The organism is Streptomyces sp. NPDC058052, assembly GCF_042885515.1.
Lineage (GTDB): Bacteria > Actinomycetota > Actinomycetes > Streptomycetales > Streptomycetaceae > Streptomyces.
In genome coordinates this window covers 93307-115487 of record NZ_JBHVRX010000021.1, presented here as the reverse complement: position 1 = coordinate 115487, position 22181 = coordinate 93307, and the positions used below count along the sequence as shown (strand labels likewise).

Below are 22181 nucleotides of genomic sequence, written 5' to 3'. Positions count from 1 at the left end.
GTGACGCCTACGCCCCCGTACGACGCCGACCGCCCCGCACGGCGGCTCGCCCGCCGGCCCGCGTCAGGGGGCCGGCGTCACCAGCGCGCGCTTGAGGATCTTGCCGGTCGGGCCCAGGGGCAGCGCGTCGACGAAGCGCACGACGCGCGGGTACTTGTGGCGGCCGAGGCGTTCGCGCGCCCAGTCGACCAGCTCCTCCTCCGTGACGGGGGAGGAGCCCCCTCGACGCACCACCACCGCGCACACCTCCTCGCCCTTCGCCTCGTCGGGGACGCCGATCACGGCCACCTCGGACACCGAAGGGTGGCGGACCAGGACCTCCTCGACCTCGCGCGGGTAGATGTTGAAGCCGCCGCGGATCACCAGGTCCTTCTTCCGGTCCACGATCCGCAGGAATCCCTCCTCGTCACGCGTGCCCAGGTCGCCCGTGCGGAACCAGCCGTCCACGACGGCCGCCGCCGTCGCCTCCGGGTCGTCGAGGTAACCGGCGAAGACGTTGTGCCCCCGCACCACCACCTCGCCGATCTCGCCGTCCGGCAGCAACCGGATCGCACCGTCGAGCGCCGCGTCGGCCACCCCGATCTCGACGCCCCACACCGGATGACCCACCGTGCCGGGCCGCCGTCCGAGGTGCGGCTGGTTGAACGTCGCCACCGGCGAGGTCTCCGTCAGGCCGTACCCCTCCAGGATCTGCGTCCGGAAGGTCTCCTCGAAACGCTCCAGCACGGCGACCGGCAGCGCCGCGCCACCGGAGACCGCAGCGCGCAGCGCCTCCGGACGCCGGTCCGACACCGCGGCGGCCTCCACCAGCGCGTGGTACATCGTCGGCACGCCCATGAACACCGTCACGCCCTCGTCGGCGAGCACGTCCAACGCCGCCGGCCCGCTGAACCTGGGCATCAGCACAAGCGTGGCCCCCTGACGCAGCGTCCCGTTCATCGCGCACGTCTGGCCGTAGCTGTGGAACAGCGGCAGACAGCCGAGGACGACGTCGTCCGCGCCGATCCCGAGAAGGTCCTGAGCGGTCACGGAGGCGTTCATGATGATGTTGAGATGCGTCAGCCGAGCGCCCTTGGGACGCCCGGTGGTGCCGCTCGTGTACAGGATCACCGCGGTGTCGGACGGGTCGGCCGGCTCCACCGCGGCCAGCGGCTCCGACGCCGACGGCGCGCCCTGGAACGCCCGCACGCCGGCCGCCCGCGCCGCCTCGTCGGCGACCGGCCACAGCGGGCCACCGCTCACGATCGCGACCGCGCCACTGTGCTCCAGCACAAAACGCACCTCGTCGGCGACGAGCAGCGCGTGCACCGGCACGACGGTCGCGCCGACGGCGAGCGCGCCGTAGTAGACGCGCAGGAACTCCGTCGTGTTCGGCAGCAGCACCGCCACCCGGTCGCCCGGCTTCACCCCCGCCTCGCGCAGCCCGGCGGCGCAGCGCAGCGCCGCGTCCCACAGCTCGCGGTAGGTGAACCGGCTCGCGCCCTCGACGACGGCGATCCGGTCGGGGAAGTGGCGGGCGGACTCACCCAGCACGCCGGCGACGCTCAGTGACATGACACGCTCCAGAGACGTGGAGTTGACGGCGGTGTCAACATTCTGTGACACGGCACAGAATCGATCGTGGAAGCACCGCGAGGCCATGTGCAGACGCCCACCATGTGCCTCTCCGAGCTGGGCATCGGCCCCCCGGCCGCTCCCGGAGCGTGGCATTCGCCAAAGCGCGGCGCTACGGTGCCAGCCATGACGCCCAGCCCGCCCGGCGCCCCCGACCCCGCCTCCGACCGTCGGCCCGGCCCCCCGTCGCGCCCGTCCCCCGACACGTCGGGCGCGCCCCGCACCCACACCCCGCTCGGATCGTCGGCCGGTGCCTCCAGCGCGCTGCGCCGCTCCCTCGCCTCCGCGCTCCTCGCCGACGTCGACCGGCTCACCGACCGGGCCGTCGACGACATCCGCGCCCACTCCGGCGCGTACGCCTCGGACGACCCCGTCACCCGCGCGGACCTGTGGGCGATCTGCCGCGACAACCTGCTGCGCGCCCTGGAGGACTTCGGAGGGCTCGCCCCGACCGGCGGCGACTTCGAGGGCGCGGCCCGCGAGACCGGGCGCCGCCGCGCCGAACAGGGCGTGCCGCTCGACACCGTCCTCCAGGCGTACCGGCGCGGCGGACGGATCCTGTGGCAGGTCATGGCCGAGCACCTCCGCACCCGGGCCGGCCGCGCGGCGGACAGCCGCGACCTGGAGCTCGACGTCGCCGGCGCCGTCTGGGAGACCATCGACCGCTACTCGGTCGCCATGGCCGACGCGTACCGCCTCGGCCAGCTGGAACTCCAGAACCGGCAGGACACCCGCCGCGCCGCGCTCTTCGAGGCCCTCCTCGACGGCCGCGCCGACGATCCCGCCGTCGCGTCCGCCGCGGCCGTCGCCCTCGGCGTGCCCGCCCAGGACCGGTACGTCGTCGTGGTCGCCACCCAGGACCCGGCCGCGCCGCCGCACCCGGCGCCCGTCCTGGAGGCCCAGGGCCTGTGGTCGTTCTGGCGCCCGCGTTCCGGGCGGTACGCCGGCATCGTCCGCCTCCCGCGCCGCGACACGCCCGCGGGCCGGGCGCCGGCCCCGCCCGGAGCCCTCCTCGACCCGGCGCTGCGCCGCCTCCTCGACGCGCTCCGCGAACGCACCGGAGCGACCGCCGGCGTCTCGCCCGAGTTCGAACGCCTCGACCACGCGGGCCGCGCCCTCCGGCTCGCCGAGCAGACCCTCCGTACCCTCCCCGCCGGCAGCGGCGAGGCCGCGGTCTTCGACGCACGGCTCGCCGAGGTCCTGCTCAGCGGACGCCCCGACATCGCCGAGCGGATCGTCACCGTCAACCTCGGGCCCGTCCTCGTCACCGGCGGTGAGCGCACCGCGCTCCTGACCACCCTCCGCGTCTGGCTCGACCACGGCTGCTCCGCCTCCCGCGCCGCGGAACTCCTCTATTGCCACCGCAACACCGTGCTCAACCGCATCGGACGCGTCGCCGAGCTCACCGGCAGGTCCAGCGAATCCGGCGAGGCACGCCTCGGTTGGGCACTTGCCCTGCGCGCGCTCGCCTACGTCGGCCTCCCCGACGCCCCGGGGGCCACCCCCACCGCGGTGGAGCCGTCCGGCCCGGGCGGCGCCGAACACGACGCGTACGGCACGTAGGCTGGCGGAATGCAGGAGCAGTACCGCACGCTGGCCCGCGAGGGCGTCCACGAGACCGAGATCAACCGTTCGCGCTTCCTCTGTGCACTCGCACCGGTCGCCGACGAGCGCGAGGCGCAGGAGTTCGTGGCGCGGATCCGCCGGGAGCACCCGACGGCCACCCACAACTGCTTCGCGTACGTCCTCGGCGCCGACGCGTCCGTCCAGAAGGCGAGCGACGACGGCGAGCCCGGCGGCACGGCCGGCGTCCCCATGCTCCAGATGCTGCTGCGCCGCGAGATGCGGTACGTCGCCGCCGTCGTCACCCGCTACTACGGGGGCGTGAAGCTCGGCGCGGGCGGCCTGATCCGCGCGTACGGCGGCGTCGTCGGCGAAGCGCTCGACGCGCTCGGCACCATCACCCGGCAGCGCTACCGGCTCGCGACCGTCACCGTCGACCACCAGCGCGCCGGAAAACTGGAGAACGACCTGCGCTCCACCGGCCGCGCCGTGCGTGACGTGCGTTACGCCGAAGCCGTCACCCTCGAGATCGGCCTCCCCGACGCCGACGTGCCCGCCTTCCAGGCATGGCTCGCCGACGTGACGGCGGGCGCGGCCACCATGGAACTCGGCGGCGAAGCGTACGGCGACGCCTGACCGCCCGAGCCCGCCCGCCCCGCTCCGGCCGCTCGTGTCCCACCCGCCTCCCACCCGCGTCTCCCCGGTGTGGCCCCGCCCACCACCGCCGCCGGGTTAGCGTGGTGGACACACACGAACAGACCCGGAACCAGTGCACGCGCACACACCGTGCCACGCGGACGCTGCGCACCTGCCGCAGCGGTGCGCCCGCGCACGCCGTGCGTACGCACCCGCGGTGCACCCGCACACGCGGCGCACACGGCGCCGGATCCGGACACCAGGGGCGAGGAGCGGCACGCGCATGCGGGGTGGGACGACGACGTGAGGTTCCTGCACACCTCGGACTGGCACCTCGGCCGGTCCTTCCACCGCGTCGGCCTCCTCGACGCCCAGGCCGCCTTCCTCGACCACCTCGTCGCCACCGTCCGCGACCGCGAGGTGGACGCCGTCCTCGTCGCCGGCGACGTCTACGACCGCGCCGTCCCGCCACTGCCCGCCGTCGAGCTCTTCGACCGCGCGCTGCACCGCCTCGCCGAGGCGGGCGTGCCCACCGTCATGATCTCCGGCAACCACGACTCCGCCCGCCGCCTCGGCGTCGGTGCCGGACTCCTCGACCGCGCCGGCATCCACCTCCGTACCGACCCGGCCGGCATCGGCACCCCCGTCGTCCTCACCGACGCCCACGGCGAGGTCGCCCTCTACGGCCTGCCGTACCTGGAGCCCGCGCTCGTGCGCGAGCAGCTCGGCGCCGAGCGGTCCGGCCACGAGCCGGTGCTCGCCGCCGCCATGGACCGGGTCCGCGAGGACCTCGCCGGCCGTCCTTCCGGCACCCGTTCCGTCGTCCTCGCGCACGCCTTCGTCGCCGGCGGCGCGCCCAGCGACAGCGAGCGCGACATCACCGTCGGCGGCGTCGCCGCCGTCCCGACCACCGTCTTCGACGGCGTCGACTACGTCGCCCTCGGCCACCTCCACGGCTCCCAGACCCTCACCCCGCGCGTGCGGTACTCCGGCTCCCCGCTCGCCTACTCCTTCTCCGAGGTCGACCACCGCAAGACGATGTGGCTCATCGACCTCGGCGCCGACGGCGCCGTCACCGCCGAGGAACGCGTCGACTGCCCCGTGCCCCGCCCCCTCGCCCGTCTCCGGGGCCGGCTCGACGACCTCCTCGCCGACCCCGCGCACGACCGGCACGAGGAGTCCTGGATCGAGGCCACCCTCACCGACGCCGTACGCCCCCTCGACCCGATGGCCCGGCTCGCCGAACGCTTCCCGCACACCCTCACCCTCGTCTTCGAGCCCGACCGCGCCGACACCGACTCCCTCGCCTCCTACGCCCAGCGGCTCCGCGGCCGCAGCGACCAGGAGATCGCCGAGGACTTCGTCACCCACGTCCGCGCCGGCGGCGGACTCGACGCCGCGGAACGGACCGTGCTGTACGGCGCCTTCGACGACGTCCGCGTCGACGCCGCCACCACCGAGCGCGAGGGGGGCCGATGAGGCTGCACCGGCTGGAGATCACCGCCTTCGGTCCCTTCGGGACCACCCAGACCGTCGACTTCGACGCCCTGTCCACCGCCGGACTCTTCCTCCTCCACGGCCCCACCGGAGCGGGCAAGACGTCCGTCCTCGACGCCGTCTGCTTCGCCCTGTACGGCAGCGTGCCCGGCGCCCGCCAGGCCCCCGGCACCACCCTCCGCAGCGACCACGCGGCCCCCGGCACGCTCACCGAGGTGCTGCTCGACCTCACCGTCGGCGGCCGCCGCCTGGAGATCAGGCGCAGCCCCGCCCAGCTCCGCCCCAAGAAGCGCGGCGGAGGTTTCACCACCGAGAAGGCGCAGAGCACCCTGCGCGAGTACGACCCCGCCACGCGCGCGTGGAACGGTCTCAGCAAGTCCCACCAGGAGATCGGCGAGGAGATCACCCAGCTCCTCGGCATGAGCCGCGACCAGTTCTGCCAGGTCGTCCTGCTGCCCCAGGGCGACTTCGCCCGCTTCCTGCGCGCCGACGCCGAGGCCCGCGGCAAGCTCCTCGGCCGGCTCTTCGACACCCGCCGCTTCGCCGCCGTCGAGGACCGCCTGGCCGAGCTGCGCCGCGCCGCCGCCCACCGCGTCGAGGAGGGCGACGCCCGGCTGCTCGCCCTCGCCCACCGCATGGCCCAGGCCGCCGGCGGACTCCCCGCCGCCCGCACCCCCGTCGACGGCAGGCCCGGCGAGCCCGGCCTCGCCGACACTGTCCTCGGCTGGGGCGCCGTCGCCCGCACCGAGGCCCGCGAGGCCGCCGACATCGCCGGCGTACGCCTCACCGCCGCCGAGCACGCCGAGGCCCACGCCCGCACCGCCGCCGGACACGCCCGGGACCTCGCCGCCCGCCAGGCCCGGCACACCGAGGCACGGCGCCGCCGCGAGGCGCTCACCGCCCGCATCCCCGACCGGGACCGCGACCAGCACGCCCTCGACCTCGCCCTCAAGGCCGACCGCGTCGCCCCCGCCCTCGCCCTCCGCCACGAGGCGGAACGCGAACACTCCGGGGCGCTCGCCGTCCGCGGATCGGCCCGCTCCCTGCTCCCCCCCGACCTCGCCGAGGCCCCGGCCGAACAGCTCTCCCTGCTGGAGAACCGGCTCCGCGAGGACCTCGGCGGCCTCGCCGCCGCCCGCCGCGCCGAGAGCCGGGCGGCTGCGCTCGCCGAGGAGCGGACCCTCCTCGAACGAGAGGCCCGCGCCGACGAGGAGGCCCTCCAGGAAGCCGCCGACTGGCTCGCCGACTGGGAACCCCGCCGCGCCGCCCTCCAGCAGCGCGTCGACACCGCGCAGGACGCCGCCGCCCGCGCCGAACAGCTCGCCGGCCGGCTCGACCCCCTCCGCCTCCGGCTCGCCGCCGCCCGCCGCCGCGACAGCCTCGCCCGTACGCTGACACAGGCCGAGGAGCGGTACGCCGCCGCGCGCGAACACCGCAACACCGCGCACGAGACCTGGCTCGACCTCAAGTCCCGCCGGCTGCGCGGCATCGCCGCCGAACTCGCCGCCACCCTCACCGACGGCGACCCCTGCCAGGTCTGCGGCTCCACCAGCCACCCCGCCCCGACGCCCACCACCGCCGACCACGTCGACCGGGCCGCCGAGGAGACCGCGTACGCCCGCTACACACAGGCCGACGAGACCAGCCGCACCGCCGAACGCGACCTCGCCGGCACCCGCGAAGCCCTCGCCGCGGCCCGCGACGAGGTGCAGGCCCTGGCCGCGGCCGGCAGGGCAGACGCCCAGCCCACCGTCGCGGAACTCGCGGCCGAGGCGGACGAACTGACCGCCCGCCACGCCGAGGCCCACGCCCTCGCCGCCCAGACCCACGCCGCGCGCGAAGCACTGGCACGCGCGGAGCGCGAGCACGAGGACAGGGCAACTGCCCAACGTGCGGCCGAGCGCCGCGCCGCCGCGCGCACCTCGCAGCGCGAGGGCCTCGAACGCCGGCGGGCCGAACTCGCCGAGGAACTGGACCGGGGCCGCGGCGCGTTCGCCACCGTGGCCGAACACGCCGACCGGCTGGAGCGCCGCATCGCCCTCCTGGTCGACGCCGCCGGAGCCGTACGCGCCGAAGAGGTCGCCGCCGACCGCCTCAAGAAGGCGGATGCCCAACTTGCCGACGCCGCCTACCGCGCCGGCTTCGCCACCCCCGCCGAAGCGGCCGCCGCCCTCCTCGACGAGCACGGACGCCGCTCGTGCCAGCACCGGGTCGACGTCTGGCAGGCCGAGGCCGCCGCCGTCGCCGACCGTCTCGCCGAACCCGGCATCGAGGAGGCCGCCGCCCTCCCGCCCGCCGAGCCCGCCGCGGCCGAGGCCGCGCACGCGGCCGCCGAACGCGCACTGCGCGCCGCCGCGGCCGGACTCACCGCGGCCCGCGAACGCGTCACCGGCCTCGCCGGCCTCGCCCGCCGGGCCGAGGCCGAGGTGCGGAACCTGGGTCCGCTGCGTACCGAGCACGACCGGGTCGCGCGGCTCGCCGGCCTCACCGCCGGCACCTCCGCCGAGAACGAGCGCCGCATGCGCCTGGAGGCGTACGTCCTCGCCGCCCGGCTCGAACAGGTCGCCGCCGCCGCCTCCGCGCGCCTCCAGCGGATGTCCTCCGGCCGCTACACCCTCGTCCACTCCGACGCCCGAGCGGGCACCCGGCGCAGCGGCCTCGGGCTGCACGTCGTCGACGCCTGGACCGGGAACGAGCGCGACACCGCCACCCTCTCCGGCGGCGAGACGTTCTTCGCGTCGCTCGCGCTCGCCCTCGGCCTCGCCGACGTCGTCACCGACGAGGCCGGCGGCGTGCGCCTCGACACCCTCTTCATCGACGAGGGCTTCGGCAGCCTCGACGACCAGACCCTCGACGAGGTCCTCGACGTCCTCGACTCGCTGCGCGAACGGGACCGGAGCGTGGGCATCGTCAGCCACGTCGCCGACCTGCGCCGCCGCATTCCGGCCCAGCTGGAGGTCACCAAGTCCCGCCACGGCTCGGCCGTACGCCTCCGCGCCGGCGGCGACGACCTCAGCGGCTGACCGGGCGGCGGGGGAGCGGCGAGGAGTAGACGACGTTCGTCGTCACCGACCCGAGCGTGCCGATCTTTCCGGAGATCTCCTCCAGGTGTCGCATGGAACGGGCGGCGACCTTGATCACGAAGCAGTCGTCGCCCGTGACGTGGTGCGCCTCCAGCACCTCGGGGGTGACGGCGACCAGGTCGTGGAACGGCTTGTAGTTGCCGGTCGGGTAGCGGAGCCGTACGAAGGCGAGGATCGGCAGCCCGAGCCGCTCGTGGTCGACCACGGCGGTGTACCCGGTGATCACCCCGGCCTCCTCCAGGCGCCGCACCCGCTCGGTCACGGCCGAAGGCGACATGGAGACGGCGCGGGCGAGCTCCGCGTAGCTGGCCCGCCCCTGGGCCTGGAGGGCGTCGAGGATCCGCCAGTCGGTGGCGTCGGGGGCGTAGTCGTTCAGGGAACCGTTCATGGGACCCGAGCCAACAGGGCTTTCCCCGGCGGATCAAGCCGTCCGCCGGGGAAACCTGCCGCGGGGGTGGAGTCAGAGCCGGGAGATCTCGTCCACGAGATCGTCCAGGCCCAGCGGCCCCTGGCTCAGCGCGGCCATGTGCCACGCCTTCGCGTCGAAGGCGTCGCCGTGCGCCTCCCGGGCCCGCTCGCGGCCGAGCAGCCACGCCCGCTCGCCCAGCTTGTAGCCGATGGCCTGCCCCGGCATCGACAGGTAGCGCGTCAGCTCGCTCTCCACGAACGCCGGCGGCCGGCTGCTGTGCCGCTGGAAGAACTCCTGCGCCAGCTCCGGCGTCCACCGCTCGCCCGGGTGGAACGGCGAGTCCGCCGGGATCTCCAGCCCCAGGTGCATGCCGATGTCCACGATCACCCGGCAGGCCCGCATCATCTGCGCGTCCAGGTAGCCGAGCCGCCGCTCCGCGTCCGGCAGGAAGCCGAGCTCGTCCATCAGCCGCTCCGCGTACAGCGCCCAGCCCTCGGCGTTGGCGCTGACCATGCCGATGGTGGCCTGGTAGCGGGAGAGGCTGTCGGCGACGTGCACCCACTGCGCGATCTGGAGGTGGTGCCCGGGCACGCCCTCGTGGTACCAGGTCGACACCAGGTCGTACACCGGGAACCGGGTCTGCCCGTCCACCGGCAGCCAGGTGCGGCCCGGACGCGAGAAGTCCTCGGAGGGGCCGGTGTAGTACGGGGCGGCGGCGCCGCCCGCCGGCGCGATGCGCGACTCCACCTTCCGCACCCGCTCGGCGAGTTCGAAGTGGGTGCCGTCGAGCGCGTCGATCGCCTCGTCCATGAGCCGCTGCAGCCACTCGCGGACCTCGTCGACACCCTCGATGTGGGTGCCGTGCTCGTCGAGGTGGGCGAGCGCCTCCCACGGGTCGGAGCCGGGCAGGATGCGGTCCGCCTCGACGACCATCTCGCCGTGCAGCCGGTGGTACTCGGACCAGCCGTAGGCGTACGCCTGGTCGAGGTCCAGGTCGGTGCCGTTGAAGTAACGGCTCCAGCGGCGGTAGCGCTCGCGGCCCACGGTGTCGGGGGCGTCGGCGACGGCGGGGGCGTACACGTCGCGCATCCAGTCCCGCAGCGAGGCGACGGCGCCGTTGGCCTCGGCGGCGGCCGCGGCGATTTCGGTACGCAGCTCCTCCGGGAGCGCGTCGGGGCGAGCCGCGGCGTACTGCTCGAACCAGCCCGGCTCGCCGTCGCCGCCCGCCCAGTCGGTGAGCTGGCCGACGAAGGTGGTGGTGGCGCGCGGTCCGCCGAACAGCTTGCGCTCCAGCCCGAGCGCGAGCGAGGCCCGGTACCCCTCCAGCGCGGCCGGGACGGCCCGCAGCCGCTGGGCGACCCTCGCCCAGTCGTCCTCGGTGTCGGTCGGCATCACCGTGAAGACGATCCGGACGCTGTGCACCGGCGACCGCATGTTGCTGACCGCGCACAGGCCCTCGTCGGCTTCGTGCACGGCCAGTTCGGCGGTGAGCCGCTCCCGGAGCAGGCGGGCGCAGCGCCGCTCGGCGTCGCTGTCCGCGCCGGGGCTCCGCTCGGCCTCGTCGAGCAGAGCGAGGGTCCGGCGGGCGAGCTCGGCCACGGCCTCCTGGCCTTCGGGGGAGAAGTCGGGAAGCCGGCCGGCGCTCTCCCGGACACCCAGGTGGGTGCCGGTGATCGGGTCGAGGACGATGAGGTCGTCGACGAAGGCGTCGGCGACCTGACGGGGCAGATTGCTGCGGGAACTCTCTGGCATGTGTCTCATCCTGATGCCTCCGTCGGCCTCCCGTCACCCTCGACCGGCGTCACACGGCTGACAAGGACGCTCCCACGCCCGGCGGCATCAGGGGACCGCAGTCCCACTGCTGGAAGATCAGCCGCGTCTCGACCCGTGCCACCTCGCGCTGCGAGGTGAACTCGTCGAGAACGAGTCGCTGCAGGTCGGAGGGGTCGGCGACCGCCACGTGCACCAGGTAGTCGTCGGGGCCGGTGAGGTGGAACAGCGCCCGGGACTCGGGCAGGGCCCGGATCCGGTCGACGAACGGACCGATCAGTTCCCGTCGGTGGGGCCGTACCTGCACGAGCAGCAGCGCTTCCAGACCGCGGCCGAGTTTGGCCGGATCCAATCGCAGCTGGTGTCCGAGGACGACACCTGTGCGCCGGAGCCGTGCCACCCGGTCCAGGCAGGTGGACGGGGCGACGCCGACTTCGGCGGCGAGCTCGCGGTAGGTGGTCCGGGCGTCGTTCTGCAGAAGGCGGAGAATGTGCAGATCGACCGTGTCCAGTACGACAGATTCGGCCATCGGTCGAACGTAGCACGGATGTTCGCCCCTACTTCCGGGTATCCGTTCACAGTGCCGCCATGGACGCCATGGATCACGCCCCTTCGGCCACCCCGAGGGCGCTCGCCACCGAAGCCGTGCACGCCGGCCGGGAAGACCTCGCCGCGCTCGGGGTGCACGCCCCGCCGCTCGACCTGTCGACCACCTACCCCTCGTACGACGCCCGGGCGGAGGCCGCCCGCATCGACGAGTTCGCCGCCACCGGCGCCCGCCTCGAGGGTCCGCCCGTCTACGCCCGTCTCGACAACCCGACCGTGGCCCGCTTCGAGGAGGCGCTGGCGCGGCTGGAGGGCACCGAGGCCGCCGTGGCCTTCGCGAGCGGCATGGCCGCTCTGACCGCGGTCCTGCTGGCCCGGGCGAGCCAGGGCCTGCGCCACGTCGTCGCGGTCCGCCCGCTGTACGGCTGCAGCGACCACCTCCTGGACGCCGGGCTGCTCGGCACCGAGGTGACCTGGACCGACCCGGCGGGCGTCGCCGACGCGATCCGCCCGGACACGGGGCTCGTGATGGTCGAGTCCCCGGCCAACCCGACGCTGGCCGAGGTCGACATCCGCGCCGTGGCCCACTCCTGCGGCTCGGTCCCGCTCATCGTCGACAACACCTTCGCGACCCCGGTCCTCCAGCGCCCGGCCGACCTCGGCGCCCGCATAGTCCTGCACAGTGCCACCAAGTACCTGGGCGGGCACGGCGACGTCATGGGCGGCGTGGTCGCATGCGACGAGGAGTTCGCCCGCGAACTCCGTCGCGTCCGCTTCGCCACGGGCGGAGTCCTCCACCCGCTCGCCGGCTACCTGCTGCTCCGAGGGCTCTCCACCCTTCCGGTACGCGTCCGGGCGGCTTCGGCGACGGCCGCGGAGCTGGTACGGCGCCTGGTCGCCGACCCGCGGATCGCCCGCGTCCACTACCCGGCGATCGGCGGGGCCATGATCGCCTTCGAGGTGTACGGCGACCCGCACGAGGTGATCGCCGGAGTCAGGCTGATCACCCCGGCGGTCAGCCTCGGCAGCGTCGACACCCTGATCCAGCACCCGGCCTCCATCAGCCACCGCATCGTGCATGAGGGCGACCGCCGGGCCGCGGGTGTCAGCGACCGCCTGCTGCGGATGTCGGTGGGCCTGGAGGACGTCGAGGATCTCTGGCGCGACCTGACCGAGGCGCTCAGCGCTCGCTCTGCCGAGCCTGCGGCTGCGACCGCTCGCTCCGTCGCGGTGCCGACTCCAGCCGAGCGGTGATCACCAGGGTTCCCTCCTCGATCTGGTAGTCGAGGGGCAGGTTCAGCGCCCGCATGGCGGCGACCATGCCGGTGTTGGACGCCTGGGTCACGGCGTAGACGCTCTCGCATCCGGCCTCCTCGGCCATCGCCACCAGTCGGCCGAGGAGTTCGGAGCCGATCCCGCGCCGCTGCCAGTCGTCCTCGACCATCAGCGCGACCTCGGTCTCGTCGCCGTCCCACAGCAGGTGCCCGAGGGCGACGAGGCGCCCGGACGCGGTCTGCACCGCGAGGGTGCGTCCGAAACGCGGGCTGAGCAGGTGGTCGAGGTAGCGGTCCGCGTCGCCGACCGGACCGTGGTAGCGCAGGCTCAACGTGCGTGCCGAGCACCGGTCGTGCATGGCACGGGCGGCGGTCAGGTCGCGCTGGTCGGCGCGCCGGACGGTGATCTCGTTCCCCTCGGGCAGGGTGAGCACGTCCTGGCTGTGGGGGACGCGCGGGCCGAGTCGCGCGTCGAGCTCGACGAGCGCGCGGGCGCGGGCGAACTCGGTCGGGGTGAAGGGAAGATAGGGCCGCTCGATCAGCAGCGTGCCCCCGCTGGGGTCGCGCAGCTTCATGACGGTCTCCTCGAGCACGCCTTCGACGGGCGCCTGCTCGCCGGTCGGGCGTCCGGTCAGCGAGACGGCCGGCACGGAGTGGAGCGTGCAGCGACCGAGGAGCTGGCGGAGCGCGAGAGGCAGCTCGGCGGCGTCGAGAGCGGTCCGTGTGGCAAGGCCGAGGACTCGGGTGGGCGTGTCCACCAGGTCATGGGCGTCGGCTCGTTCGGTCCAGGTGTCGCGTCCGCCGGCGGATCCGATCTCACGGGTGAGATCTCCGGAGGAGAGATCGGCCGGGGCGCGGAGCAGGAACTCGTCGACCGTTCCTTCGGTCAGCGGATGGGTCTGCAGCGTGAGGATGTCGACGCCGAGGCGGGCGAGTACGGTGCACAGCGCGGCCAGGCTTCCCGGCGCGTCGTCGACCGTGGCCCTCATCCGCCACAGCACCGTCTCGACTGCCTCCGGGGCATGGGCCGGCTCCGCATCCGTGTGCAGCCCCGCTCGCTCGTCGGAGGCGAGCGAGGCTGTGGGTGTGCCCGCGGTCGTGACGGGTGGAGCATGGCTATGCCTTCGTGCCCACCACGTGTGGAAGCCGGCGGTGGCGACCAGCGCGATGGCCGAGAACACCAGGAGGTAGGGGCCTTCGGGACCCTTGACGATGGTCTTGGCGATCGTGTCGGCCACCACCACGGCGGTGAAGAGGGCTGCGAGCTCGATCAGGTCGTGCCGCCAGTGGTGCGGGCGGCGGGTGCTCTTGGAGGACGTCACATCGGTCATGGCTTCACTGTGACCGAGAGGTGTTGCGTGATCACGAACGCTTTGTGACTGGCGGGTTAAGTGGCGATCTGGAGGATTTGCGACTGATTCAGGACGTTTCTGTCATGCCCTGATCGGTCTGCTGGCGGAGTGCGTTCAGCAGCCGCTTGGACTGCGTGACCAGCTGTGACGTGCCCCGGGCCGAGGCGTGCCGTTCGAGCCCCGCCAGCTTCCCGGTCGCCCCACACCGTTCCACACAGTCCGCGGCGATGGCCAGCAGCTCACCCAGACCGCGCATGGGCTGCTCGGCCTCCAGCAGTGGCGGGAGTGCTTCGGACAGGATCGTCCACACGGTCTCGTACGCGCCGGTGGCAGCCGCGGTCCGGGCCGCGTCCGCCAGTCGGTTCGGTTTCATCGAACGCTCGGCGAGGAGCCAGGCCAGGTCCCTGCCCACCTGGCCGGCGTCGAGGTCGCCCCGTGAGGCCAGCACGAGCAGCGCGTCCACGGCTCGCAGCCGGTCGTCCGCGTCGCGGCAGCCGAGCCCGAAGGCCAGCACCAGCGCAACCGCCCTGCCCACATGGCCTTCCCCCTCGGCGAGGAGAGTCAGCGGACCGGTCACGTCCCGTGCCGAATCACCGTCGACCGCGCTCGCCATGGAGGAGAGGAGACATGCCGCGAGCAGCTCCCGGTCGGCGGGAAGCAGCGTGGCCCAGCGCTCGGGTACCTGCTCCCAGTGGTAGCAGCGACGGGCGTTCGGCATCAGGCCCCCGCCGAGCCAGTGGAAGGACTTCGGAAACTCCTTCCGGAAATCCTGGCGCTTGGCCATCTCGACCAGGATCCGGTCCACCAGCCACCAACGGCCCGAGCCCTTCTCCGTCCGGGGATGGAAGCGCACGGTCGCCTCCACGGGGCTCTCCGTCCGCAGCCACGTGGCCAGCCGCGCCCCGGCTTCGGTGCCCAGCGCCTCCGCCTCCTCGGCAGCCTTCGCGGCGGACTCGTCCTGCCGTCGCACCCGCAGCAGGGCGTGACCCAGGTCCACCGGTGCCGGCGCGATGCCCGCGTCCGCGTACTCCCGGAGTCGTCGCACCAGGGCCAGAGGGTCGATGCCTCCGGTGTGCCGTGTCGGAGTCGACAGGAGGAGAGGGAGTGTTCCTCCGCCGATCAGGTGAGCGACCTCCCAGAGCCGGGTCTCCTGGGTCACCTCCATCGCCCCGTGCACACAGGAGGTCATCGGCACGGGCTGGTTCCGTCCCGCATCGATCCGCTCCCGCTTCACCTTGCCCGCGAGTGCGGCGAGGACGGCGTCCATGCCGCGCGGACCGTGCCGGAAGTAGTCGTGGTCGGCGTGACGGGCGGCAGCGCTCGGGTCCTGCCAGTACGCGTCGGAGAACGCCTCGCGGATCCGCTCCACGACCCCTTCCCGGTCCATGTGCGCATGCCTGACCAGACCGTCGAGCGCGCGCTCGAACCCCATGGCGTCGGTCGACCGACGCCGCTGTTGCACCAGCAGGTCCTCCATCAGCTCCTCCAAGGAGCCTTGGGGCCCGGGCAGGAACTGAGGCTCCGGTACCGGAGGCAGGATCTCCTCGTACGGCAGTCGATCGGAGTCTCCGAGATGCCTGCCGAAAACCGCCTCGGCGGCGGAGCGGTGTGCGGGACCGACGAGGGACGCGGCCTCGGCCAGCCCATGGCGCGTCTCCTCGTCGACGGCCTTCAGATGGCGGGCCACGACCTGCAGCGCCCGCTCCTGCACCTCCGTATCGTCATGACCGAAGGCTTCGGCGACCACCGGCAGCACTTCGCCGGCGAGTGTCGGATTCTTGGTGAGCACCTTGTTCACCAGCGACAACTGGGCCCGCAGCAGCTTCTTCTCCGTGCGGAACAGTACGCCCGCCGTCATCTCCGCGAACGCCCCACCCGGCAGCGTCCCCTCGAGCGCCAGTCCGGACAGCGTCTTCTGCGCGTATCCGGCGACCGGGGAGTTCGCGTCGGCGGTCATGCCGATCCAGTCGGCGATCCGATCCCGCCGCTCCTCCGCGTTCGGCGGTACCAGCTGCAGCATCGTCAGGGGGAACCGCAGGTCGCGCTGCCGTCCACCCCGCAGCAGGCGCGACACGCACAGGTCGACGATCTCCGCGCGGTCGAGCACTCCTTCCTCAGCGAGCGTCGCCAACGCTGTCGGCCAGTGCGCCGGGGAGCCGCTCGGCCCTGACCAGGTCAGCTGGTCAGGGGTCTCCTGCATCGAGAGGGCGTGTGTGACCAGCACCGGCGTCTGCGGATCCGCCCTCAGCCTCTCCAGAAGCTTGCCGTCCGTGATCTGCCGAGCCCAGCCCAGTACGTAGCCGTCCGTCGCCGGCACCGTGGCCCCCGAGCCTTCCACCAATCCGCGAATCAGGCCGTAGTTGTCCTCGGCGACCGACGGCTTGGCCGCGAGCCGGTGGGCCACGTCGGCACGCCAGGCGGGCGTGCGGTCCAGGAGCACCCGCAGGGCCAGGGCGCCGTCCTCGGTGCGCCAGCTGAGCAGATCCCGCCCGCCCAGCCAGCCGGCGGCGGCCGCGGCTCCCGTGTGGCAGCCGGCCCCCGCGACGTACAACGCCCGCCGTACTCGGGCGGTCTCCTCCCATCGGCTCCAGTCCCAGGAACGCGCCTCGGACCGCAGCGCCTTGAGCTGCGGGAGTGCCTCTCCACGGGCTGCGGAGTCCATACGTTCGAGAAGTGCTGGAACCTCGGCCGCGCGGCCGGCGCGCACCGCTTTCATCAGCGCGTCGACGCCCTCGCCGTCGCTCGTCCCGCTGAGTACCCCAGTCGTCATTTCCGCCCCCATCGGTTGTTCGTTCCTCCCTTGCCGCACTCGGCCCGCGGACTGTCGCCCCTCATGCCGCCCGCGCCACTGTCGCGCTCTGGCGGGCCATCCGTACCGCCAGAGCGTGCTTGCAGGGTCCTCGGCGGCCCTTGTACTCCGTCCACCACGCGCACGTGCAGCTCAGCACCCCGTCCGTCTCACGCACGCGGTAGCGCCGCTCACCCGAGGCCACTGTCGCCAGCTCCCCGTCCAGACTCACCGAGTCCTCCGCGACCAGCCGTCGCGCGGAGACGAGCCGGGGATTGTGCCGCTCGGCCCGGTCCGCGTCATAGGGGAGCTCCCGGTGGAAGTACGAGGCGTCCGCCACGTCATAGCCCACTCGTCCGGCCGTCCCCAGCCTGGTGAGGGCGGCGCGGACACGATCCCTGGTGAGACCGGATTGCTCCGCTAGGTCGGCCGGATCGATCCGCGGTTCCCAGGCGAGGAGGACCGCGACCAGCTCCGCGTCCGACGCCGCGTCGTCCGTGGCGAGGGCTTCCAGAACTCCGCCTTCCCCGGAGAATCCGCGCGCCGGATCGGGAGAAAGGGTGAGTGTCAGCCGCATGCCCGGCAAGGTCACCTCCCACGCGCTGGGCGCGGCCATTCCGTCGGGCGTCGGCCCGTACACGCGAAGCCCGGTGGCGAAGCGCAGCACCCGTTCGAGCGCCACCAACCGGTCCGGCCCCGGCAGGCACACGGCCCCCGCTCCCGGGCGCGTCGTCGGACGCAGCGTCCGGCCCGCCTGGACCACCCACAGCGGTGCCCGACCGCGGCTCTGCGAACGGGGCAGCCCGCGCAGGAACCGTACGGCCTCCGCGCCGGTCAGTTCTGCCCGCAGGTCGAACCGCGCCGAGGCGACCTGCGCCTCCGCGAAGCCTCGCAGCCAGCGATCCGGCAGCGGGACCTTCTTCTCCACCACCGAGCCGCCGAGCGTCGTGACCGCCATCTCGTCGGGGCCGACCCGCAGATGCATCGGATCGTCTCCGGTCATCCGCGAAAGTGCTTCGCGCAGAGGGTCGTTCACATCGACATTCGTGGTTCCGTGGCCCGTCTCCGTGCCGTCCAGCCCCTCGTCGAGCACGTCCAGCCGCGCGTACACCCCGCCGCATCCGGAGAAGGACTCGAACCGCAGCCGGTCCCCGTTACCCGTCACGACGGGATCCAGTGAACCCGGTCTCATCCGCTGGTAGTAGCGGGCCGCAGCCACGTCCGCCACCGCCAGCAGACCGCGCGCGGCGATCTGAGGGGTGGCCAGGAAGCCGGAGAAGAAGTGGGGGTGGGCCTCGGCCCCGCGAGGGGTCAGACCGCCGGCCGTCTCCAGACCGAGGAGCCGGCCGGAGGCCGTGGACTCGAGGGAAGATGGGCGTGCGTAGGCGAGCGCCTGTACGGATCGCGTCATGGAAACGACCGTAGGGCCGACCACTGACATCCCGCTCGTGTCCACAGCCTGACCTGTGGATAACTCCGCCGGGGTGGAGAAGGGGTTACTGTCCGACCAGCCCCGGCCGCAGCACCTTCGTGAACAGCACGGTGTCGTCGTCCCCTCGCAGGCGAACCGTCAGGTCACCGCTCCCTCCATCGATGTCCACCTCGCCGAAGTACTGCGGACTCTCCATCGGCGACACGTTCGCCCGCTCGGGCGCCCGCACGAACACGCGCTCCGGGCCGAACGTCGCGTCCAGCTTGTTGGCCGGGAACCCGCCCGCGGCCAGAGGTCCTGAGACGAACTCCCAGAAGGGGGCGAAGTCCTGGAAGGCCGCCCGCTCCGGTGCGTAGTGCTGGGCCGAGGTGTAGTGGACGTCCGCCGTCAGCCACACCGTGCCGGTGATCCGGCGGTGCTTGATGAACCGCAGCAGCTCGGCGATCTGCAACTCCCGTCCGAGCGGTGCACCGGGGTCGCCCTGGGCGATGGCCTCGAAGGCGGTGGCGCCGTCCGGAACGACCAGCCCGATCGGCATGTCGGCCGCCAGCACCTTCCACACCGCCCGAGAGCGCGCCAGCTCCCGCTTCAGCCAGGCGAGCTGCTCGGCACCGAGGATGCCGGTGGTGTCGTCCGCCTGCCGTCCGGGCGAGTTGGCATTGCGGTACGAGCGCATGTCGAGCACGAAGACATCGAGCAGCGGCCCGTACCGCACCACCCGGTGCATGCGGCCCTCTGTACCGGCACCGGCACCGGCCCGCAGTGTCGAGACCGGGAAGTACTCGGCGAAGGCGCGTGACGCGCGGGCCGCGAGGACGTCCACGTTCTTCTCCGCGTAGCGTGCGTCGTCGAGGATCTGCCCCGGATACCAGTTGTTGCGCACTTCGTGGTCGTCCCACTGCACCACCGACGGCACCTGTGCGTTGAACGCCCGGACGTTCTCGTCGAGGAGGTTGTACCGGAAGTTGCCCCGGTACTCGTCGAGCGTCTCGGCGACCTTCGCCTTCTCCGGCGTCATCAGATTGCGCCAGATCCGTCCGTCGGGAAGTGCCACCGTCGGCTGAAGCGGCCCGTCGGCGTAGACGGTGTCACCGCTGCACAGGAAGAAGTCGGGGTCGAGGCGGCGCATGGCCTCGAAGGCGTGGAATCCGCCGATGTCAGGGTTGATGCCCCATCCCTGTCCGGCGATGTCTCCGGACCAGAGGAAGCGCACGCCGTCGCGACGCCGCTCCGGAGCCGTGCGGAACGTTCCCAGGACGGGCTCGCTCGTGCGGCGCGGATCGTCGGCGTCGGCGAGGACGACCCGGTAGTGGATCTGCTCGCCGGCCGGCAGCCCCCGCAGGAACGTCGTCCCCGTGAAGTCGCTGCCGGTGCCCAGCAGCGGCCCGTGATGACGGAGGACCTGTCGGAACGACTCCGTCGCCGACGTCTCGACGATCATCCGGGCGGGCCTGTCCGATCGTGCCCACACCAGCCCCGAGCGGGACGTGACGTCACCGGTCTGTACGCCCCACCGTGCTTCGGGGCGTCCGGACAGGGCGAAGGCCGGTGCCGCGAGACCGGCGCCGCCCAGGGCGATTCCGGCCGAGGCCGCGAGCGAGCCCCGCAACACGCTGCGGCGTGCGGGCGCGGAGGAGGAAGGGGCCGTGGACGGAGCGGTGGGGTGGGAATCGGACGGGTTCGTGGACACGTGGCCTCCGAGAGCGGGTCGACGTCGGCACGTCGCCGTGGCGACGAGGGCAAGGTCGGTTTTCGGCACGAGAGTTCGCGCCGGGTCCTTGCCTAATCGCTGGGAGCGGCGGCCGCGCGAACCCCGCGTGAACAGATCACGCCACGCGGCTCAGCGGCTGCCCAGAGCCTCCGCTGTCCGCCGCACGCCGGCCTCGATCACCGTCGGAGCGAGGTGGGCGTATCCGATGACGAGCCGTACGGCACCGTCAGCGGGCCGCGCTGTCCCGTACTCCTCCAGTGTGCGCAGCGCCACGCCCGCGCTCGCCGCCGCAGCCAGGAAGCGTGCCGCCGGCCCGTACCGGGCCGGGAGGCACGCGATCACGTGCAGCCCGGCTGCGATCCCGGTCGCCGAAGCTCCGGGGAAGTGCTTCTCCAGCGCGGCGAGCAGGGCGTCCCGCCGTTCCCTGTACACGCGCTGGCAGTGGCGCAGCTGCCGGTCGTAGCCGCCGCCCCTCACCATGTGCGCCAACGCCGCCTGGTCGAGCGCCGGATGCCCGAGGTCCATCGTCCGCTTCCGCTCGACGACCTGGTCGACGAGCGCCTCCGGCAGGACCATCCAGCCGAGCCGCAATCCCGGCGCGAGCGACTTGCTCACCGAGCCGGTGTACACGACACGCTCGGGATCCAGCCCCTGGAGCGCTCCCACCGGCGCGCGGTCGTAGCGGAAGTCGCCGTCGTAGTCGTCCTCCAGGACGTAACCGTCCACCGTCCGCGCCCAGTCGAGGAGCATTCCGCGTCGCTGCGCCGACCACGCGATCCCGGACGGGAACTGATGCGACGGCGTCACCACCACGGCGCGCAACCCCGCAGCGAGGAGGGGCGCGGGACGCAGCCCCTCCTCGTCGAGCGGCAACCACACGGTCTTCAGGCCGGTCGCCGCGAAGAGCCGGGCGTGCTCAGGGCTGCCCGGGTCCTCCACGCCCACCGCGCCGTGCCCCCGCTCCCGGAGCACGAACCCGAGCAGCGTCGCCGCCTGCGCCACGCCCGAGCACACCACCAGCCGATCGGGATCGGCCACCACGCCCCTGCGCCGGGTCAGCAAGGCCGCCAGCGCCGAACGCAGCGCGGGGAGTCCGCGCGGATCCGGATACCCGAGAGCGTGGTGCGGAAGCTCGGCGAGCACCGTGCGCTGCGCCGTCGCCCAGGCCGTGCGCGGGAAGAGGGACAGATCGGGGGTGCCGGGCCGGAAGTCGACGGTCACGCCGGAGGCGGTGGGAGGTGATGCGACGGGAGCGTTCGGACCGGGGGAGGCCGACGCCCGTGCCGTACGGACCGTGCCGCTCACCCATGTGCCCGAGCCGCGGTCGCTGCGGAGATAGCCCTCCGCCGTCAGCTGCTCGTACGCCTCCGTGACGAGGCCACGGGAGACCCCCAGGTCCGCGGCGAGCGCGCGGCTCGACGGCAGACGCGTGCCGGCCGCGAGCCGCCCGGTCCGCACCGCCTCACGCAAGGCTTCCTGCAGGGCGCGGCCCCGTCGGCGCGCGGGTGCGCCCGCTGCGGGAAGCAGCAGCTCCCAGGCCGGTTGTGCGCCGCTGTCCCGGGCCGACGGATCCGCCCCCGCGTCCGAAGTGGTCCCCGATGGCGTCATGGAAGTGGACCTTAACCCGGTCCGCCCCGCTCCCTAGCGTCAGGACCATGAACGCGAACGCCCTGCGTGGTGTCCTGCTCGTGACCCTCGCCTACGCCCTCGTCGGCGCCTCCTTCACCGCCAACGGCCTGCTCGGCGACTACCCGTACGCGGGCGGTCAGGCCCTCCGCTACGGTGCCGCCTGTCTGCTCCTGCTGCCGCTGCTCGGCCGCGGCGGGCTCGCTCCGCTGCGCCTGCTCGGCCTCGGCCCATGGGTGCGGATCGCCGTCCTCGCCGCCGTCGGCATGGTCGGCTTCAACCTGGCCGTCCTCGCCGCCGAGCGCACCGCCGAACCCGCCGTTCCCGGTGTCGTCGTCGGCTGTGCCCCGATCGTGGTCGCCGTCCTTGTCCCGCTGCTCGAAGGGAGGCGCCCCGCGCCCCCCGTGCTGTACGGGGCCCTGCTCGTCGCGGCCGGCGCCTTCACCGTGCAGGGGTGGGGGCGGACCGATCTGACGGGGCTCGGCTGGTCGGTGGCGGCGCTCGTCGGCGAGGTCGGGTTCACGGTGCTCGCGGTGCCCGTTCTGCGTCCGCTCGGCCCCCGCCTGCTCACGGTCGCCGTCTGCGGCGTCGGCGCGGTGGAGGCGACCCTGATCGGGCTCGCCGTGGACGGTTCCGCCTTCGTGCGGATGCCGACCGCCGTGGAGACGGGGGCGTTGCTGTGGCAGGCGGTGCTGGCGACCGTCGTCGGGTTCGTCCTCTTCTACATGGCGGTCCAGCGCATCGGCATGGAGCGCGCCACGCTCTATACCGGCGCCATCCCCGTGGCGGCCGCTCTGAGCGCGGCCGCGGTCGGGGAGTCCACCCTCGGTCTGCCGCAGGCCGTGGGCGGCCTTCTCGTCGGGGCCGGGGCCGCGCTCGG

General features: G+C 73.5%; 14 protein-coding genes and 1 pseudogene. 6 read left to right on the top strand and 9 right to left on the bottom strand.

Features of this window, described 5'->3' with window-relative positions:
• Positions 1–63: 63 nt before the first annotated feature.
• Positions 64–1554 carry a long-chain fatty acid--CoA ligase gene (locus tag ACFVU3_RS26435; RefSeq protein WP_390069931.1) on the bottom strand — a complete coding sequence of 497 codons (1491 nt, stop codon included), beginning with the start codon at positions 1552–1554 and terminating at the stop codon, positions 64–66.
• Positions 1555–1740: 186 nt separating this feature from the next.
• On the opposite strand from ACFVU3_RS26435, the gene ACFVU3_RS26430 reads away from it, so the two are divergent.
• The 4 genes from ACFVU3_RS26430 (at position 1741) to ACFVU3_RS26415 (ending at position 8333) form a co-directional block, all read left to right on the top strand.
• Positions 1741–3177 carry a PucR family transcriptional regulator gene (locus ACFVU3_RS26430; RefSeq protein ID WP_390069930.1) on the top strand — a complete coding sequence of 479 codons (1437 nt, stop codon included), beginning with the start codon at positions 1741–1743 and terminating at the stop codon, positions 3175–3177.
• 9 nt (positions 3178–3186) lie between these two features.
• Positions 3187–3813, top strand: coding sequence for a YigZ family protein (locus ACFVU3_RS26425; protein WP_390069928.1), 627 nt, complete (start codon positions 3187–3189; stop codon positions 3811–3813).
• A 303-nt stretch (positions 3814–4116) separates the two neighbouring features.
• Positions 4117–5292 (top strand): exonuclease SbcCD subunit D, encoded by a 1176-nt coding sequence (locus ACFVU3_RS26420; RefSeq protein WP_390069926.1) that lies wholly within the window; start codon positions 4117–4119, stop codon positions 5290–5292.
• On the top strand, positions 5289–8333 hold the full coding sequence (locus ACFVU3_RS26415; RefSeq protein WP_390069924.1) for an AAA family ATPase: 3045 nt from the start codon (positions 5289–5291) through the stop codon (positions 8331–8333). The genes ACFVU3_RS26420 and ACFVU3_RS26415 overlap by 4 nt, the downstream gene beginning before the upstream one ends.
• Here ACFVU3_RS26415 and ACFVU3_RS26410 read toward each other — a convergent pair.
• The 3 genes from ACFVU3_RS26410 to ACFVU3_RS26400 form a co-directional block, all read right to left on the bottom strand.
• Positions 8323–8769, bottom strand: a complete 447-nt coding sequence (locus tag ACFVU3_RS26410) for an Lrp/AsnC family transcriptional regulator (RefSeq protein ID WP_390069997.1) — start codon at positions 8767–8769, stop codon at positions 8323–8325. The genes ACFVU3_RS26415 and ACFVU3_RS26410 overlap by 11 nt on opposite strands.
• 84 nt (positions 8770–8853) lie before the next feature.
• The gene (locus ACFVU3_RS26405) at positions 8854–10554 is read right to left on the bottom strand and encodes a DUF885 domain-containing protein (RefSeq protein ID WP_390069922.1); all 1701 of its coding nucleotides are present in this window, start codon (positions 10552–10554) and stop codon (positions 8854–8856) included.
• Positions 10555–10603: 49 nt separating this feature from the next.
• The gene (locus ACFVU3_RS26400; protein WP_390069920.1) at positions 10604–11101 is read right to left on the bottom strand and encodes an Lrp/AsnC family transcriptional regulator; all 498 of its coding nucleotides are present in this window, start codon (positions 11099–11101) and stop codon (positions 10604–10606) included.
• 59 nt (positions 11102–11160) lie between these two features.
• Here ACFVU3_RS26400 and ACFVU3_RS26395 point away from each other — a divergent pair, with 59 nt between their 5' ends.
• A complete protein-coding gene (locus ACFVU3_RS26395; RefSeq protein WP_390069919.1) occupies positions 11161–12372 on the top strand; it encodes a trans-sulfuration enzyme family protein in 1212 nt (403 codons plus the stop codon).
• On the opposite strand, the gene ACFVU3_RS26390 is transcribed toward ACFVU3_RS26395, so the two are convergent.
• From ACFVU3_RS26390 to ACFVU3_RS26370, 5 genes are all read right to left on the bottom strand, one after another.
• Positions 12299–13723 carry a GNAT family N-acetyltransferase gene (locus ACFVU3_RS26390; protein ID WP_390069917.1) on the bottom strand — a complete coding sequence of 475 codons (1425 nt, stop codon included), beginning with the start codon at positions 13721–13723 and terminating at the stop codon, positions 12299–12301. The two genes, ACFVU3_RS26395 and ACFVU3_RS26390, sit on opposite strands and share 74 nt — an antisense overlap.
• 88 nt (positions 13724–13811) lie before the next feature.
• Entirely contained in the window at positions 13812–16526 is a 2715-nt protein-coding gene (locus ACFVU3_RS26385; RefSeq protein WP_390069916.1) for a DUF6493 family protein, read from the bottom strand.
• Between the two features lie 49 nt (positions 16527–16575).
• Positions 16576–17943: an SWIM zinc finger family protein gene (locus ACFVU3_RS26380; RefSeq protein WP_390069914.1), complete on the bottom strand. Its 1368-nt coding sequence runs from the start codon at positions 17941–17943 to the stop codon at positions 16576–16578.
• A gap of 85 nt (positions 17944–18028) precedes the next feature.
• The gene (locus ACFVU3_RS26375) at positions 18029–19654 is read right to left on the bottom strand and encodes an alkaline phosphatase D family protein (protein ID WP_390069912.1); all 1626 of its coding nucleotides are present in this window, start codon (positions 19652–19654) and stop codon (positions 18029–18031) included.
• 150 nt (positions 19655–19804) lie between these two features.
• The gene (locus ACFVU3_RS26370; RefSeq protein ID WP_390069910.1) at positions 19805–21283 is read right to left on the bottom strand and encodes a PLP-dependent aminotransferase family protein; all 1479 of its coding nucleotides are present in this window, start codon (positions 21281–21283) and stop codon (positions 19805–19807) included.
• Between ACFVU3_RS26370 and ACFVU3_RS26365 the strand changes: the two are divergent.
• Positions 21274–22167 (top strand): annotated as a pseudogene (locus tag ACFVU3_RS26365) (DMT family transporter); the annotation flags it as partial. The gene ACFVU3_RS26370 and the pseudogene ACFVU3_RS26365 sit on opposite strands and share 10 nt — an antisense overlap.
• Positions 22168–22181: the final 14 nt, after the last annotated feature.

Bases quoted from the DNA above. Each gene is read 5' to 3' on its own strand.
- ACFVU3_RS26425 (WP_390069928.1), top strand. From the start codon at position 3,187: ATGCAGGAGCAGTACCGCACGCTGGCCCGCGAGGGCGTCCACGAGACC.
- ACFVU3_RS26380 (WP_390069914.1), bottom strand. From the start codon at position 17,943: ATGACGCGATCCGTACAGGCGCTCGCCTACGCACGCCCATCTTCCCTC.
- ACFVU3_RS26370 (WP_390069910.1), bottom strand. From the start codon at position 21,283: ATGACGCCATCGGGGACCACTTCGGACGCGGGGGCGGATCCGTCGGCC.
- ACFVU3_RS26430 (WP_390069930.1), top strand. From the start codon at position 1,741: ATGACGCCCAGCCCGCCCGGCGCCCCCGACCCCGCCTCCGACCGTCGG.
- ACFVU3_RS26415 (WP_390069924.1), top strand. From the start codon at position 5,289: ATGAGGCTGCACCGGCTGGAGATCACCGCCTTCGGTCCCTTCGGGACC.
- ACFVU3_RS26435 (WP_390069931.1), bottom strand. From the start codon at position 1,554: ATGTCACTGAGCGTCGCCGGCGTGCTGGGTGAGTCCGCCCGCCACTTC.
- ACFVU3_RS26395 (WP_390069919.1), top strand. From the start codon at position 11,161: ATGGACGCCATGGATCACGCCCCTTCGGCCACCCCGAGGGCGCTCGCC.
- ACFVU3_RS26390 (WP_390069917.1), bottom strand. From the start codon at position 13,723: ATGACCGATGTGACGTCCTCCAAGAGCACCCGCCGCCCGCACCACTGG.
- ACFVU3_RS26385 (WP_390069916.1), bottom strand. From the start codon at position 16,526: ATGGGGGCGGAAATGACGACTGGGGTACTCAGCGGGACGAGCGACGGC.
- ACFVU3_RS26405 (WP_390069922.1), bottom strand. From the start codon at position 10,554: ATGCCAGAGAGTTCCCGCAGCAATCTGCCCCGTCAGGTCGCCGACGCC.
- ACFVU3_RS26400 (WP_390069920.1), bottom strand. From the start codon at position 11,101: ATGGCCGAATCTGTCGTACTGGACACGGTCGATCTGCACATTCTCCGC.